Annotated in this window: 14 protein-coding genes and 3 pseudogenes; 10 read left to right on the top strand and 7 right to left on the bottom strand. The window is 50.1% G+C overall.

The features are described 5' to 3' along the window. Nucleotides 1-300: 300 nt before the first annotated feature. The 6 genes from DO97_RS16680 (at nucleotide 301) to DO97_RS16660 (ending at nucleotide 3624) form a co-directional block, all read left to right on the top strand. On the top strand, nucleotides 301-552 hold the full coding sequence (locus DO97_RS16680) for a hypothetical protein (protein WP_036535561.1): 252 nt from the start codon (nucleotides 301-303) through the stop codon (nucleotides 550-552). A gap of 33 nt (nucleotides 553-585) precedes the next feature. Further along, nucleotides 586-912: a Gfo/Idh/MocA family oxidoreductase gene (locus DO97_RS16675; RefSeq protein ID WP_036535558.1), complete on the top strand. Its 327-nt coding sequence runs from the start codon at nucleotides 586-588 to the stop codon at nucleotides 910-912. A gap of 13 nt (nucleotides 913-925) precedes the next feature. Continuing rightward, nucleotides 926-1672, top strand: a complete 747-nt coding sequence (locus DO97_RS16670) for a sulfite exporter TauE/SafE family protein (RefSeq protein ID WP_036535555.1) — start codon at nucleotides 926-928, stop codon at nucleotides 1670-1672. A gap of 13 nt (nucleotides 1673-1685) precedes the next feature. Beyond that, nucleotides 1686-1895 carry a hypothetical protein gene (locus DO97_RS24095; RefSeq protein WP_072016485.1) on the top strand — a complete coding sequence of 70 codons (210 nt, stop codon included), beginning with the start codon at nucleotides 1686-1688 and terminating at the stop codon, nucleotides 1893-1895. A gap of 41 nt (nucleotides 1896-1936) precedes the next feature. Beyond that, the gene (locus DO97_RS16665) at nucleotides 1937-2149 is read left to right on the top strand and encodes a hypothetical protein (RefSeq protein WP_036535552.1); all 213 of its coding nucleotides are present in this window, start codon (nucleotides 1937-1939) and stop codon (nucleotides 2147-2149) included. Between the two features lie 251 nt (nucleotides 2150-2400). Next, nucleotides 2401-3624 carry a saccharopine dehydrogenase family protein gene (locus tag DO97_RS16660; RefSeq protein WP_036535549.1) on the top strand — a complete coding sequence of 408 codons (1224 nt, stop codon included), beginning with the start codon at nucleotides 2401-2403 and terminating at the stop codon, nucleotides 3622-3624. A gap of 434 nt (nucleotides 3625-4058) precedes the next feature. On the opposite strand, the gene DO97_RS16650 is transcribed toward DO97_RS16660, so the two are convergent. Continuing rightward, nucleotides 4059-4487, bottom strand: a complete 429-nt coding sequence (locus tag DO97_RS16650) for a helix-turn-helix domain-containing protein (protein ID WP_052128876.1) — start codon at nucleotides 4485-4487, stop codon at nucleotides 4059-4061. 157 nt (nucleotides 4488-4644) lie between these two features. Here DO97_RS16650 and DO97_RS16645 point away from each other — a divergent pair, with 157 nt between their 5' ends. The 4 genes from DO97_RS16645 (at nucleotide 4645) to cysH (ending at nucleotide 7736) form a co-directional block, all read left to right on the top strand. Next, nucleotides 4645-5325 (top strand): alpha/beta fold hydrolase, encoded by a 681-nt coding sequence (locus DO97_RS16645; RefSeq protein ID WP_239651814.1) that lies wholly within the window; start codon nucleotides 4645-4647, stop codon nucleotides 5323-5325. Between the two features lie 187 nt (nucleotides 5326-5512). Further along, a complete protein-coding gene (locus tag DO97_RS16640) occupies nucleotides 5513-5998 on the top strand; it encodes a nucleoside deaminase (RefSeq protein WP_036535543.1) in 486 nt (161 codons plus the stop codon). 71 nt (nucleotides 5999-6069) lie between these two features. Next, a complete protein-coding gene (locus DO97_RS16635) occupies nucleotides 6070-6717 on the top strand; it encodes a putative antibiotic biosynthesis monooxygenase (RefSeq protein WP_036535540.1) in 648 nt (215 codons plus the stop codon). A gap of 248 nt (nucleotides 6718-6965) precedes the next feature. Next, nucleotides 6966-7736, top strand: coding sequence for a phosphoadenosine phosphosulfate reductase (cysH, locus tag DO97_RS16630; RefSeq protein ID WP_052128880.1), 771 nt, complete (start codon nucleotides 6966-6968; stop codon nucleotides 7734-7736). Nucleotides 7737-7748: 12 nt separating this feature from the next. Here the strand turns inward: cysH and glmS are convergent. The 6 genes and pseudogenes from glmS to DO97_RS31400 all read right to left on the bottom strand — a co-directional run. Further along, nucleotides 7749-9664, bottom strand: a pseudogene (gene glmS / locus DO97_RS16625) (glutamine--fructose-6-phosphate transaminase (isomerizing)). A gap of 204 nt (nucleotides 9665-9868) precedes the next feature. Next, nucleotides 9869-10942 (bottom strand): DMT family transporter, encoded by a 1074-nt coding sequence (locus DO97_RS16620; RefSeq protein WP_052128875.1) that lies wholly within the window; start codon nucleotides 10940-10942, stop codon nucleotides 9869-9871. Between the two features lie 482 nt (nucleotides 10943-11424). Continuing rightward, complete coding sequence (locus tag DO97_RS21415) at nucleotides 11425-12654, bottom strand: calcium-binding protein (RefSeq protein ID WP_052128874.1); 1230 nt, start codon at nucleotides 12652-12654, stop codon at nucleotides 11425-11427. Nucleotides 12655-12658: 4 nt separating this feature from the next. Then, complete coding sequence (locus DO97_RS24090; RefSeq protein ID WP_052128873.1) at nucleotides 12659-13015, bottom strand: calcium-binding protein; 357 nt, start codon at nucleotides 13013-13015, stop codon at nucleotides 12659-12661. After that, nucleotides 12987-13826: pseudogene (locus DO97_RS31405) on the bottom strand (calcium-binding protein); the annotation flags it as partial. The pseudogene DO97_RS31405 and the gene DO97_RS24090, both read right to left, overlap by 29 nt. Nucleotides 13827-14093: 267 nt before the next feature. After that, a pseudogene (locus tag DO97_RS31400) lies at nucleotides 14094-15435 on the bottom strand (hypothetical protein); the annotation flags it as partial. Between the last annotated feature and the right edge of the window lie 35 nt (nucleotides 15436-15470).

Genomic DNA, 15470 nt, shown 5'->3' with positions numbered 1-15470 from the left:
TATCCGTCTCCCTACTCGTTAGGGAAACCAATTGAATGGAAACTTATCTTCATGCCATTACAAATCAGTTAATATCCGTCTCCCTACTCGTTAGGGAAACCAATTGAATGGAAACTTATCTTCATGCCATTACAAATCAGTTAATATCCGTCTCCCTACTCGTTAGGGAAACCAATTGAATGGAAACTGCACTTCAACTGGCACGATACCACTAGGGAAGTGGTACTCCCTACTCGTTAGGGAAACCAATTGAATGGAAACTCACTAAACCAGCAAAAATAAGGAAGGGATCTATTAGCAATGGTTGATCAAGAGCGTGTTTTGGAGATTCTGAAAGCCAACAAACGGCAGGCAACCCCTCAGGATGCAGCGGAATTAGCTGACTTTATCAACAACGAACTAGAAGGGGATGAATGGCAGCAGGAAGGTGACGATCTGAAGAGTGATCCTGAAAATCCTGATAAACAGGAATTTGTCGTTTTGCTGTGGTACGACATTGGGAAAGAACCCCTTCCCTCCACGCCTCCGTCTATCGAAACTGCGAAACCATGACTATTGCCCCTCCCTACTCGTTAGGGAAACCAATTGAATGGAAACAAAGGTAGGCTAAGAGGTTTTGAAAACGATGACTACTTGCCAGATAAACGCCCAGAAACTCATTTGGAAATATTAGCTTCTGAATACGCAGCTTCTAAAATTAGTGCCCCTTGTTACCCAACAGTTATTCAAGAAAGCGGACATAAGGGTGGCACATACTTCGAGCACAAACACTTTATAGATAACATTGAAGGTGCGAAAACAGACACTGCAACTGTAACAGAAGGTCTTTATGCAGTTGTTGTTGGTATTGCCGCTGAAGAAGCTGTTAAAATAGGCAAAGTGTTATACATAAACGAATTGTTATCACGATAGGCTGGAGGAAAACATGAGTTTTTGGACTACTATATTACTTTTTGGGCTTATCGTTGTTGCAGTGCACTTTTTAGAAGGCATTACTGGTTTTGGAAGCACTGTGTTGTCTATGCCGCTTGTTTCTATGCTTGTAGGCATTCATGTAGCAAAACCTGTTTTAACACTTTACACAGTGATTACTTGTGGTTATGTTCTTATTAAAGCTTATAAGGATATTGACTGGAAACAATATAACAAAATGATGCTACTACTTTTGATGGGCTTGCCTATTGGCATTTTAATTTACAATGTTCTGCCAAAATCAGGTTTATTGATATTTCTTGGGGTGTTTATGGTTATTGTTTCAATAAGAGGTATTTTAATTAGCTTTGGTATAGTAACAAACGCTATGCAAATTAAAGATGCTCCTGCTCTTTTTCTCGTTTTCTGCGGTGGAATTGTGCATGGCGCGTTTGCATCTGGTGGGCCGCTAATTATTGTTTATGCCACTGAAAAACTAAAAAACAAATCTAGCTTTAGAGCCACATTGTGCCTAATTTGGGTTACACTAAATGTTATTTTGCTTACACAAATGTATTTGGCTAATCAAATTACAACAGAGGTAGTAAACACATCTTTATACGGATTAATATTTTTAGCAGTTGGCACAGTTTTAGGTGTTTGGGCACATAACAAGATACATAATGACGTTTTTACCAAAGTTACCTATAGCGCACTTTTTATTATGGGCGTAATTACTCTTATTACTAATATTGTTTGAAAGGAGAATGTTTATGAATTTTAACGTTAGTTTGGTTGAAGATAAGGCAAAAGAAATAAGGCGCTTTATTGTGAATGAAATTGGCCACTTAGGTGTTGGGCATATAGGAGGTTGTTTGTCTATTGCTGATGTTTTGGCGGTTTTATACCATTACGAAATTCGTATAGACCCTACAAATCCTAAAAATGAGGGCAGAGATCGTTTTATACTCCCTACTCGTTAGGGAAACCAATTGAATGGAAACTCGAATTAGAGGAATAGAAGGTGGAAAAAGAATTCATAGAAATGCTACTGAGGCAGATAAAAACCGAACAAGAAAAGGAAATTGTTCGAGGGTTTCTGGTGGGGGAGGTTCCCATGCTGATGAGATGGGCTGCGGATGCGGAAGGAGCGAAACCTCCACAGCGTCTAGTCGAACTCCAGAAAATAGCAACCCAGTTCAAAGCTTTCGGGGGCACTGCTGCCGATATCACCTGAAACCCTGACCGCCGATCAAGCCAGGGAGCTGATCAGGCTATCCATCGAAACCGTCTACTCCCTACTCGTTAGGGAAACCATAAGCTATCTTTCAACACTTCTGAGACAGAGCATCACTCTAAGGTTTTCGGGCTTGCACTTGCTGTAAAAACGCTAGGGCGGGGTTGGCTGCTTCCACTGTTACTGGAATTAGGTCTTAGGATTGTAAAGCAAGTCAGAAATCGCATGGTTGCTCAGGAGAATTAGATCCCATGGCTAACCGTCGTTATGATGTTGTCCTCTATGGGGCTACGGGCTTCGTTGGTCAGCAAACCGTGCAATACTTTGCCCAGCATACTCACCCAGGTCAGGTGCATTGGGCGATCGCGGGTCGGAACCGACAAAAGCTGGAAGCGGTTAAATCCCAACTCGGCATTGAAGTGAATGTCATCGTCGCGGATAGCCAAGATCAACGGGCGATCGATGAGATGGTCTCCCAGACCCGGATTTTAGTGAACATCGCTGGCCCCTTTGCGGTCTATGGGGATGGCATCGTTGATGCCTGTGTGCGGATTCAGACTCATTATGTGGATATTACGGGTGAAACTCCCTGGGTCAAGCGCTTGATAAATCGCTATCATCAGCAAGCTTCATCCGACGGCACCCGGATTATTCCCTGCTGTGGTTTTGATTCCGTACCTTCCGATCTGGGCACCTATCTAGTGGTTCGCTACATGCAGCAGGAACTAGGAGTTCCCTGCCAAGCGGTGAAAGCCTATTTTCAGATGGTTGGTGGATTTAATGGCGGCACGCTAGCTTCGGGGTTTAACCTCTACGACTCCGGTCAAGCAGATCAGGTGCGTGATCCCTTTCTGCTCAACCCACCGGGTGACCAATCTAATGAGAAAATAGAGCGCAATCGAGATCCAGAGCGTCCCCACTATGACCCAGACCTCAATACCTGGGTGAGTCCATTCTTTATGAGCCCCGTGAATACTCGCATTGTACGTCGCAGTTGTGCCTTATTTGACCAATGGCAGGCACCCTACGGCTCCGACTTTACCTACCAGGAATACCTGAAATTCAATCCCCCCTGGGCATGGCTTCAGGCTAAGGGTGTCACTGTTGGCATGGCTCTGTTTTCAGGCATGATGCAACAAACGATCTGCCGCCACCTGCTACAACCCCTACTTCCCCAACCGGGGAGTGGCCCCTCGCAGCAGGCCATGAATCAGGGATGGTTTCACTGTGAACTGCTGGGTTTTGCCAGTGATGGACGCCGAGTCAGGGGGCTGATACAGGATCAAGGCGATCCTGGGAATCGGGCTACGGTCAAATTTCTCTGCGAATCAGCACTGTGCTTAGCCTTGAATTGGGATGAGTTACCAGGAGGGCAAGAACGCGGTGGGGTTCTAACCCCGGCTACTGGACTCGGTGATGTGCTTGCCAAACGGTTACACAACACAGGCATGACCCTGGAGGTCAGTGTCGTTTAAGTACAAACACTACCCAAATAGGAATTGAGAGAATCATGGAAACGACCCTGCTTGACTGGATACTTGGAGGTTTGGCTCTCTCAATCCTGATCAGTGGATTACTGATGCTGCTGAGTGGGATTCGTTCAATTGGAGACAAGTCGTGAACTACCCGACGCTGTAGAGCTATGCCTGCGGCAGGCTATGCCAACGCTTCGCCAAAGGGCAGATAAATAAGGCGTGCTCCGGCAGCAATAATCAACGCTTCAATAGCCGCATCTTTAGGCTCTTCCGGTTAGAGTATGTCTAGCTAATTTTGATATCCTTGTGCTTGCGCGATTCTGCGAAACCTGCTAGTTCATTTTTGTCTAAATCTACTAAAACAACGACATCATCTTCTTGCCCTTTTCGTAGAGCAATTTCATCCATTTCCAAGCGACGCAGACTACTTAAATCTAATGACCAGTTTTTTTACTGATATACTCTACCATCGACCCAACTTCGTCGTCAGTCAAACCATGATTGCGAGCCACGTTATGAGTATTACTATGAATCACCTGTTTGGCTATCATTTCTGCAAAGCGGTCTGTGTAACGTCTCCGCTCACCAATAAAATCTAATGCCTCACTAAATGGTTTTTTACAAGTGTGACATTTGAATTGGCGTCGATTAAACTTTAATAAGACTTGTCGATTACTAATACTTAAATCGTGAGCTAAATGAAAATGACTCTGATGAATGTTGCGACTAACTTCTTCGCAACGGGGACAGATTGCCCAGTCCTTATCCGCTTCTACTTCTAAAACAAGTTGATCTCCTAGATCACGGTAATCTTCAACGGCAACTCCATCTAAGTTTAGTATTTGAGTTAATAATGGTTGCATATTCTAGAAATGTATAAACAGTAACACTAACATATCAAATCCCGAAGACCCGGAGATTTTTGTATGCTCACGAATCAGCCTTTTTTTTTGGGAAAGCACAGCCCCCAGCGATCGGGCTTGCCTGTTGCTCCATGGACTGGGGGGGGGCGTGTATGAAATGGAACTTCTGGGGCGATCGCTCTATCAACGGGGCCTGACAGTTCAGGGTATTAACTATCCTGGACATGATCGACCCGTCTCTAAGATGCCTGCTTCCACCTGGGAGCAGTGGTATGCCCACGTCCTCGATACCTATCTCTCTCTGCGGCAGCGATATAGACAAGTAACAGTGGTTGGCTTTTCCACCGGCTGTCTGCTGGGGCTCCATCTGGCAACGACTTACCCGGTACAACAACTCGTGCTGTTGAGCCCCTATTTAGCCATTAAACACCAGTGGTACTATCTGTTCCGTCCTGAAGCGTATTTATTTTCCCTGGGGCAGTTGATTGAAGATGTCCCTCGCTTCCATCTACCCATTCGCGATCGCTCAATGCAAGCAGCAGCGGAGCAGGTGATTTTCTACAAAACTTTCAATCTCAAAGCGGTTCGCAGTACCAGTCAGTTGATTCAGAAAGTGAAGTCAGCACTGCCTCAGGTTCAGACTCCTACCCTGATTATCCAACCACGCCGAGATAGTGTGGTAGAACCCTGGGGGGCAGTGTTTATTCAGGAAAATCTGGGTTCAGCGGTGAAAAGCCTGTCCTGGTTAGAGCAATCCGATCATATTATTCCCCTGGATCTGGAGCGGGAAAGCGTTTTTGAGCAGGTGGGAACCTTTCTGGAGATCGCCTCAAATTAACAATGCCCCCCTTGATCCCAGGCATTCTGTTCGTACGAAGTGGCTTAGCTCAGTTGTTAAGATATGGCCCTATTCCTGCATCTACTGATTCTGAGAAATATCCTTGAAGAAGTTAACTACCGAATTTGTAGGGTTGACGGTAGTCGATCCGTGAGTCCACGAATCAGCCCCTTACTGGAGACTCAGAATGGATACCGCAGATCACGAAAAGTTTATCCGTCGGGCGATTGAGTTATCCGCACGGGCTTCTTTGGAATACTGCACAGGGGGCGTCTTTGGAGCCGTCATTGTCCGGGATGGCAAGATCGTGGCGGAAGGAATGAATCGGGTGGTCGCCAGCCATGATCCGACCTGGCACGCCGAAATGGAAGCCATCCGCCTAGCCTGTATCACCCTTCAGAGCTTCAAACTCAAGGGCTGCACCCTCTACACCTCCGCTGAACCCTGCCCGATGTGCTTGGCAACTTGCTATTGGGCAGAGATTGACCAAGTCTTCTATGGTGCCTCCGTTGACGATGCCTTCGAGTACGGTCAGTTCGACGATCGCCCCATCTATCAGGAACTGGCGCTGCCCCGCGAACAGCGCAAAATCCCCTTAAAGCAAATGCTGCGAGAAGAAGCGGTCGAGATTTGGAAGCAGTATCAGGCAAAACCAGACAAGATCCATTACTAAGGGTGTCGAGGCAAATTGCTCTGAGCATTGATTGGGTGAGTTAAGGGCTGAACAAGAAGAAATTAAACCCCATGGACATCCCTGGTTTGCGTACTTCCTCGGTAATTGTGCATCGCGTTCCGGTGAACAGTGTGGAGCACTTTCTGGAATGGCAGCACGGTATTACCCGCGTAGTTGAGAATTTTCCTGGCTATCAGACCACTGATCTCTATCCCCCGACGGAGCCTGGGCAATTGGAGTGGGTAGTCGTCATCAACTTTGACAGCCCGGAGTCCCTGCAACACTGGCTCAATTCACCTGTGCGTTCTGAGTGGGTGGCAAAGCTCCAGGGTGAAAGTGCAAACTTTTTGCTCAAGACCCTCTCGACAGGCTTTGGGCCTTGGTTTGCCGAACTGGTAAAAGGGTCAGACCCTAGACTCCCCCCTGCCTGGAAAATTGCGCTGACGGTGCTGCTGGGACTCTATCCCACGGTGATGTTAATCACCCTGTTTGTTGCCCCCCACCTAAAATCCCTGGGGCTAGCCCTGTCGATGCTGATTGGTAATGCCCTCAGTATCTGTATCCTGCAATGGGGGGTGATGCCAGTGCTGAATGCAAAGCTAGCTCCCTGGCTCCAGGCCCATGGAAAGAGAGGAAAGGCTCGTTCCTTAAGTGGGCTAGGGTTGATCCTGCTGGCCCTCGGGGGAATGATGCTGTTATTCCGATGGGTAACAACCTGAGGGGCTACCGTTGCTGATCGGGTGAAGTGCATCCCCTAGTGATCACTTTTTCTGCAGGGGAAGGGCTAAACCTGTGGCAATGGTCAACTTTTTGATGTGGAACCACTGCCCTGGTTGACCTGGTGCCTAGTTACCGCATCAGCTCTGAACAGACTCAAAAAGAATGCAAAATTTATGAGAAGATTGCTGAACATCTAAAAAATATTCTCTACCGCACCAAGCCCATTAGGTGCAGCAAAATTGAGCCTATGTCAAGTTCAGCGACCCGCTTGAGATGGAGCCACAACAACTTCAACCTGGATGAAATCAATCAGCAGTTCTCAGATCCAGATGCTATTCAGATAGTGAAATGGGCGGTTGAGACGTTTGGTAGAGGTCTGGTGATGAGTACCAGCTTTGGCATTCACTCTGCGGTGATGCTGCACATGGTCACCGCTATTGTTCCTGAGATTCCAGTCATCTGGATTGATACCGGGTATCTGCCAACCAAGACCTATGTTTTTGCCGATCAGCTCACGCAGCGACTGAAGTTGAATCTTAAGGTCTACCAGTCCTCCATGAGTCCTGCCCGCATGGAAGCGCTGTATGGGCGTCTTTGGTCACAGAATGATGTGGAAGCCCTCAACCGCTATGACCAGATTCGCAAGGTAGAGCCAATGCAGCGGGCACTGCGAGAGCTAAAGGTCACCGCATGGCTGGCAGGACTTCGCAGTAATCAAACCGATCACCGAAAAACCCTTGATCCGGTGAGTATCCAGGGTGCTATTTACAAAATCCTGCCGATCTTGAACTGGAGTTCCAAGCAGGTTTATGAATATCTCACAACCTATGACCTGCCCTATCATCCCCTGTTTGACGAGGGCTATGTCACGGTTGGGGACTGGCATTCTAGCCGCCCCCTGACGGCGATGGATGAGAATGAACGGGATACCCGGTTTAAGGGTCTGAAGCAGGAATGTGGCCTGCACCTGCCTCAAAGCATGGAAGAATCCGCCAGCCTTGACTCTAGCTCCTTATAGTTAGTTTTAAACTTACTCAACGGTCACGCTCTTGGCGAGATTGCGGGGTTTGATCCACGTCTAGGCCGCGCCGCGCCGCAATGTGGTAGGCCAGCAGTTGCAGAGGAATGACGGTTAAAATCGGTGATAATATTTCATCCACTGCGGGCACTGGCAGGATGTTATCAAAGATTTCGTTAGCTTCTGGGGCATTCAAAGGTGTCACCCCAATTAAACGAGCGTCCCGTGCCTTGGCCTCTTGAGCGTTGGAAAGTACCTTTTCGTAAACAATTCCAGGGGTCGCGATCGCCACGACGGGTACTTTGGCATCCAAGAGGGCGATCGGCCCATGCTTCATTTCTCCCGCAGGGTAGCCCTCCGCATGGATATAGCTGATCTCCTTCAGTTTCAGCGCTCCTTCTAAGGCAATGGGAAAGTTAATTCCTCGTCCTAAGAAAATAAAGTCCTGGGTCTCAGCAAATTCATGGGTTAACTCCTCAATGTAGCGTTCCTGACTTTCTAGGATTAATTCAATCAGCGCCGGTAATTGACGCAACCCGGTCAGCACTTGCTCAATACCCTCTACGGGTAAGGTTTGCCGACGATAGGCCAAATCCAGTGCCAAGAGATAGAAGGCAATTAACTGACTGACAAAGGTCTTTGTGGCGGCCACTCCAATTTCAATCCCGGCGTGGGTGTCAATTAACTGATCCACCAGTAGGGAGATCGAACTCTCGGGGCGGTTGGTAATTCCCAACAGCCGAGCTTGGAAGGGGGCTGGTTTTCCCACTCGACGCTGCTTCTCCATTTCCAGGGCTGCTAAAGTATCTGCTGTTTCGCCAGACTGAGTTACCCCAATGGTGAGGGTATTGGGCATCAGGGGGGTGGCGGCATAGCGAAACTCAGAGGCATACTGCACCATGGTGGGAATTCCGGCCAGTTGTTCGAGTAAATACTTGCCGACCAAGCCTGCGTGCCAACTGGTTCCACAGGCCAGAATCTGAATCTGCTCCACCCCATCCAGCAACCCATCGGTGATCCCCAACTGCACGGGATTGATCGTGGCGAGGGGTTTGTTACTGCCCAAAGACCAATCTGGATTCAGGTAGGCTTCTAGGCAGGTTCTCACCACCCCTGGTTGCTCATAAATTTCCTTGAGCATGAAGTGGCGAAACCCTTGCTTTTCAACCATGACCGGGTTCCAATTCAACGTCCGGGGTTGTTTCTTCAGGCGATCGCCAGCAAAGTTATAAACAGATACGCCTTGGGGGGTGAGGCGCGCTAGTTCGCCATTTTCCAGGGTGAGAACTGCACGGGTGTAGGGGACCAGTGCTGGGGTATCGGAGGCACAGAAGAATTCCCCCTGGCCGTAGCCAATGGCGAGGGGTGCCTGTTGTCGAGCCACAATCAGTTCCTGGGGATAATCGGCACAGATCACGGCGATGGCGAAGGCTCCCCGCAACCGCGTTACCGCCTGTCGCACCGCTTCGAGGAAGGGCGAAGCAGACTCTGCTGCCGCCGTCGTACCCCCCTTTCCCCATCAAGTCCGCCACCAAATGGGGAATGACTTCCGTATCCGTGTCGGAGCGAAACTCATGTCCCCGCTGTCGGAGTTCCGCCCGTAATTCTCGATAGTTTTCAATAATGCCGTTTTGTACCACCGCTACCCGCATGGCAGTATCCATGTGGGGATGGGCGTTATACTCTTCAGGTTTGCCGTGGGTTGCCCAGCGAGTGTGACCAATACCGATGGAGGCTGGGTTGTCCAATCCGGCTAATTTTTCCCGGAGATGGTGAAGTTTGCCTTTGGCTCGCACACAGTGGACATCTCCCTGCCATATTGTGGCAATCCCCGCTGAATCGTAGCCCCGGTACTCCAGTTTCTCTAACCCTGCCAACAGAATTTCACTGGCTGGTTGAGCACCGACATAACCCACGATTCCACACATTACATTTACCCGTGTTGCTGAAAAGTTATTCTAAACGCTACTGGCCTCAGAAAAGAACGTCAAGTTTTGGCAGCTGTGGCTGGTTGTGAAGAACATCTGCGCCAGCAGGATGCTCAAAAATTGACAAAAACCTTGGACAGCTGACTGGGAAGGAATCTGGCGATTAATCGAAACCCTAGTCCCTGGCTTCAGGTACCGTCAGATTTAGATGCCTTTAAATCCCATTTTGGCTGCGATCGCCTGCTCTGTTGGCACCGACCTCATCGAACCCATGGCAGCCTTCGGATCGATTTGGCGCTGAATCCCAATCTGGCCCAAGCACAACCCCAGCAAAATCACAATCCCCCCAATGTACTGAGCCTGGATAGGAACTTCCCCCAGAATCAGGTAGGCGGCCAAAATGCCTGCGATGGGAACACAGGAACCCACAATTGATGCTGTAGAAACCGATGAGGCCCGGGTGCCAACAATCCAAAAGGATTGCCCCACGACCACAATGATCACACCGTAGAGGAGCATCCATTGCCAGAGGAAGGGGGAGAATGCTCCCATAAAGTGGCGGGGACCATAGAGCACGAGGGCGACGCCGAAAAAGATCAGGGTTCCCAGCCCTGTCCGCACAATACTGAAAATCCCTAAGGGAACTTTGGACAACCACTGCTTCCCGAGGATGGACGCAATCGCCAGGGCGATCGCCCCTAACGCCGCTAGCAGTTCTCCCCCCCCGATCTGGAAGCCTGCCATTTGGATCATGGGTTCCCGCACTGGTTGGAGGACGATGGTCAGAGCTACCCCCAGGAAGGCGGCGATCGCCCCCAACACCTGCCAAGCATTCACCCGTTCTCGCAACAACCAGAAAGATAAGGCCAGGGTCAGGGGGGGTTCCAACCGACCCACTAGCACCACATTCGTCACCGGGGTGAGGGATAGTGCCTGAAAAATTAAACCGGGAGCGAGGGCACCCGCCAGGATCGCGACCAGAATCAATCCCAGCCATTGTTGTTGAGAGAGTTGTCGCAAGGTGGCACGATGCCACTGTCTGCGATAAATGATCAGCAGTACCAGCAGGGCACAGAGATTGCCCACAAACAAAACATTGCACAGGGAAATGGGATTTTGCTCACCACGGAATTGATGGGCCCCAATTTCTGTCAGCTTACGGGTGACGGCACTCGAAGCCCCGAAGATCACCACCGCCAGCCAAAGATAGGCCTGTCCGGGAATCCGGTTGATGAATTTACGTCCTGTGGTGGTTGATGGCGAAGCAGAATCACCCATAGTTACCTGACTTGAAACGGCAGTTAGCTTTCATTCACCTAGCCGCGATGAACTTGAGCATAAACCCGTCCCTTCCAAGCTCCCCCTTGGCCGCGCCAGAGTATGGTACAGGGCGATCGCGTTATTTTCTCCAAGGGTGGAGCTATTTTGTAAAACATTTAACAATTTTTCTCGGCGATCCGAGTTCCAAAGTCCAATCATCGAGGTATTTTGTAAAACGTTTTACATTTTTTCGCGATCGCTCGACCTCCAAGCCTCAGTCTTCAGGCTATTTTCTCCAGAGGTGGAGCTATTTTGTAAAACATTTAACAATTTTTCTCGGTGATCCGAGTTCGTTCGTAGAGTCGTCGAGTTCTGATGTTCAATACCCGAGGCACTGTTAGACTTTTCCAGTGCTGCTGATCTAGATGCATGGCTGCGATGGTCAGAGGGCAATCTAGCAACTGAGGAGCAGCTAAACTAATGACCATCGCCCCAAACTTTTAGATGAACTGGAAGTAACCCGCCGAGAGGTTCAAACCTCCAGACCCAGTCACAATGGCAATCAACTCATCATTGGCGCTCACCGTTGCACTGCTGTCTGAGTCCAGATACATCGCTGTGCCAGTTACCCCAACAATGGGCGTTGCTCCCAACACATACTCACTGGCAGACCCTTCAAGCTGAATCACATCCAGGGAACTGCTAAAGTCTTTAATCCAGGCATAGTCACCAAAGCCAGAACTCGCTGCATTGCCATCGTTGTAGTATGCATTGGCTCCATCTCCCAAGATAAAGCGATCGCGACCTGCTCCCCCCGTTAAGGTGTCAATTGCACCTTGGCCGATATCACCTAACCCTACACCTGAGAGGGTATCGTTGCCATCCTCTCCTCGGAGGCTGTCATTGCCCGCACTACCAAAAACGATGTCATTACCTGCCCCACCCCGTAGGGTATCATTGCCCGTCCCCCCGTCCAGGGAGTCATTACCATCGTCCCCTCGAAGGATGTCCTGGCCCGAGCCACCCAGCAACGTGTCATTGCCATCCTCACCCTGGATCGTGTCATTGCCCGTCCCCCCATCAACGAAGTCATTGCCGCTGCTAGCCAGGATAACGTCAAGACCACTGTCACCCCTTAACGTGTCGTTCCCAGCGCCAGCAAAGAGGGTGTCATTGCTATAGCCACCGGAGATCAGGTCATTGCCGCTCAGGATACCCGCAACATCATCTCCATAAATGAGGTCATTGCCGACACCACCATAGAGACTGTCATCCCCACTTTCTCCGACAAGGCTGTCGTTATCGATCGCAACACTGTTGATGGACTCTAAGGGATCATTCCCTCCCACCAGGGAGTCATTCCCCGAGCCACCGAAAAGAGTATCGTTGCCATCGCTGCCGCTCAGGGAATCGTTGCCGATGCCACCATTGAGGGTGTTGATAGCAATATTCCCACGGATGAAATTATCGACGGTGTTGCCACTGCCATTAATAGCCGCACTGCCTGTAAGCACTAAATTCTCTAGATTAGCGGTCAGATTGAAACCAATGCTGGACTGAACGGTATCAATGCCTTCATTGGCATTCTCGACAATCACATCCCCCGTAGTATCCACTTCATAGGTGTCGTCATTCAGSCCCCCCACCAGAAAATCATTGCCTTCAGTCCCAATCAGAGAATCATTACCCGTCCCCCCCAGCAGGGAATCGTTACCCGTCCCCCCATTCAAGGAATCATTGCCATCGTACCCCTTGAATGCTATCGTTGCCCGAACTGCCGATCAGGGAGTCATTGCCCGCACCGCCCACCAGGGAGTCATTGCCGCTTAAGCCCAGCAGGGTGTCATTACCGGTGCTCCCATTGAGGGTATTGGCAGCCGTATTCCCGGTGATCAGATTATCCAGGGTGTTGCCGTTGCCATTCGTGGCAGTACTGCCGATCAGGGTAAGATTCTCGACATTGGCTGCCAGGTTGGCACTAATGCTGGACTGAACGGTATCAATACCCTCATTGGCATTTTCGATAATCACATCCCCCGCATCATCTACGACATAGGTGTCGTCATCTACCCCCCGTACGGAGGGAGTCATCGCCTTCACTGCCGATCAGGGAATCGTTGCCAGTGCCTCCTAGCAGGGAATCGTTGCCCGTCCCCCSATTCAAGGAGTCATTGCCATCGTCCCCTTGAATGCTGTCATTGCCCGAACTGCCGATCAGGGAATCGTTGCCAGCGCCTCCCAGCAGGGTATCATCCCCGCTTAAGCCAAGCAGGGTGTCATGCCCCGTATCACCATTGAGGGTATTGGCGGCAGTATTGCCTGTGATCAGATTATCAAGGATGTTGCCACTGCCGTTGGTGGCAGCACTTTCGATCAGGGTGAGGTTCTCGACATTGGCACCCAGGGTATAGTTGAAGTCAACTTCAACAGTATCAATGCCTTGGTTGGCATTCTCGACAATCACGTCGCCAGCATTATCCACGACATAGGTGTCGTCATTCAGACCCCCCACCAGGGAATCTGCACCACTGCCGCCATCTAAGGTGTCGTTGCCACTGTTGCCCATCAGGGTGTCGTTGCCGTTGAACCCCTTGATTAAGTTGGCTAACTCGTTCCCCGTGCCAGTGAGGGCGGTACCGAAGAGGGATAAGTTTTCGACATTGGCACCCAGGGTATAGCTGAAGTTAACCTCAGCTGTATCAATGCCCTGGTTGGCATTCTCGACAATCATGTCGCCAGCATTATCTACGACATAGGTATCGTTATCTAGACCCCCTACGAGGGAATCTGCCCCGGTGTCCCCATCTAAGGTGTCGTTGCCATTATTGCCAAGCAGGGTGTCGTTGCCTCCCCTCCCTTCCAGGTGGTTATGGTCACTATTGCCTGCGATCGTATCGTTGTTATTAGTGCCAATGACGTTGACAAAATTGGTAACGGTAAAGATCTGGGGCGAAGGCAGTCCGGCATTCACCGTTAGGGATTGAGTGGCCAAATTAGCATTGATGCTTGTAATTCCTGTTGCCGTAGAAGCATCGATAATATTCGTTTGACCAACGGCCCCAATAATGGTTTCGATGTTGATGAGTTGATCGATGCCGTTACTGCCTTTGTTGACGATCCCGGTGGGTAGGAGGAGGGTAATCCCTTGGGTGAAGGTGCTGTAGTTTGCGGTGTCATTGTCATCGCCCCCATTCAGGGTGTCATTGCCGCTGCTCCCAGTGAGATTGTTGGCCGCAACATTCCCGGTGATCTGATTATTGAGGGTGTTGCCGCTGCCATTAATCGCAGCAGTGCCTGTTAACACCAGATTCTCGACATTGGCTGCCAGGGTAAAATTAATGCTGGACTGAACGGTATCAATGCCCTCACTGAGATTTTCAACAATCACATCGCCCGCATCATCGACAACATAGGTGTCGTCATCCAAACCCCCCACCAGGGAGTCATTGCCAGTACTACCGATGAGGGAATCGTTGCCAGCTCCCCCCAGCAGGGAATCGTTACCCGCCCCCCCATTCAAGGAGTCATTGCCATCGTCCCCTTGAATGCTGTCATTGCCCGAACTGCCGATCAGGGAATCGTTGCCATCACCGCCCACTAAAGAGTCATTGCCGCTTAAGCCCAGCAGGGTGTCATTACCTATCAAACCTTCAATAGAGTCATTGCCTGCAGTACCTGTAACTAAGTCATCGTTGCCAGTTCCACGCGGGGAGCCAAAGACCACATAGCTCTGGCCGGAATAAAAGCCATTGGGAGAGGCATCGGGTGCGCCAATGATCAGGTCATCAATGCCATCGCCATTGACATCCCCGGCACTGCTGGCCGACCAGCCTGAGAAGTCATCCGCACTAATGCCATTGAGGGCAAAGCCATTGCTGCCATCCAGACTGGAGAGATTGAGGCTGCTGCTGAAGCCATTGGTGGAGCCAAACACCACATAGCTCTGGCCGGAACCATCGATGCCATTGGGAGAAGCAAAGATAGCGCCAATGATCAGGTCATCAATGCCATCGCCATTGATATCCCCGGCATTGCTGACTGAGCTGCCTGAGGAGTCAACTCGCATTAATGCCATTGATTTTAAAGCCGTTGCTGCCATTGAGGCTGGAGAGATTGAGGCTGCTGCTGAAGCCACTGGTGGAGCCAAACACCACATAGCTCTGGCCGGAACCATCGATGCCATTGGGAGAAGCAAAGATAGCGCCAATGATCAGGTCATCAATGCCATCGCCATTGATATCCCCCGCATCACTGACGGAACTGCCTAAATGGTCATCCGCATTCATACCGCTGAGGACAAAGCCATTGCTGCCATCCAGACTGGAGAGACTCAGGGTGCTGCTAAAGCCGCTGGTGGAGCCAAAGACCACATAGCTCTGGCCTGAATTTAAAAGGCCATTGGGGTCGGCATAGGGTGCGCCAATGATCAGATCCTCAATGCCATCACCATTGACATCCCCGGCACTGCTAACTGAATAGCCTGAATTGTCGCTTACATTGATGCCGTTGATTACAAAGCCGTTGCTGCCATTAAGGCTGGAGAGAT

The organism is Neosynechococcus sphagnicola sy1, assembly GCF_000775285.1.
GTDB lineage: Bacteria > Cyanobacteriota > Cyanobacteriia > Neosynechococcales > Neosynechococcaceae > Neosynechococcus > Neosynechococcus sphagnicola.
The sequence above is the reverse complement of the archived record's forward strand: the minus strand, read 5'-3'. Positions and strand labels throughout refer to the sequence as shown.

Coding starts and splice junctions, on each gene's coding strand:
- DO97_RS16650 (WP_052128876.1), bottom strand. CDS start 4,487: ATGCAACCATTATTAACTCAAATACTAAACTTAGATGGAGTTGCCGTT.
- DO97_RS16680 (WP_036535561.1), top strand. CDS start 301: ATGGTTGATCAAGAGCGTGTTTTGGAGATTCTGAAAGCCAACAAACGG.
- DO97_RS16670 (WP_036535555.1), top strand. CDS start 926: ATGAGTTTTTGGACTACTATATTACTTTTTGGGCTTATCGTTGTTGCA.
- DO97_RS16660 (WP_036535549.1), top strand. CDS start 2,401: ATGGCTAACCGTCGTTATGATGTTGTCCTCTATGGGGCTACGGGCTTC.
- DO97_RS24090 (WP_052128873.1), bottom strand. CDS start 13,015: ATGACTCCCTCCGTACGGGGGGTAGATGACGACACCTATGTCGTAGAT.
- DO97_RS16635 (WP_036535540.1), top strand. CDS start 6,070: ATGGACATCCCTGGTTTGCGTACTTCCTCGGTAATTGTGCATCGCGTT.
- DO97_RS24095 (WP_072016485.1), top strand. CDS start 1,686: ATGAATTTTAACGTTAGTTTGGTTGAAGATAAGGCAAAAGAAATAAGG.
- DO97_RS16645 (WP_239651814.1), top strand. CDS start 4,645: ATGGAACTTCTGGGGCGATCGCTCTATCAACGGGGCCTGACAGTTCAG.
- DO97_RS16640 (WP_036535543.1), top strand. CDS start 5,513: ATGGATACCGCAGATCACGAAAAGTTTATCCGTCGGGCGATTGAGTTA.
- DO97_RS16620 (WP_052128875.1), bottom strand. CDS start 10,942: ATGGGTGATTCTGCTTCGCCATCAACCACCACAGGACGTAAATTCATC.
- cysH (WP_052128880.1), top strand. CDS start 6,966: ATGTCAAGTTCAGCGACCCGCTTGAGATGGAGCCACAACAACTTCAAC.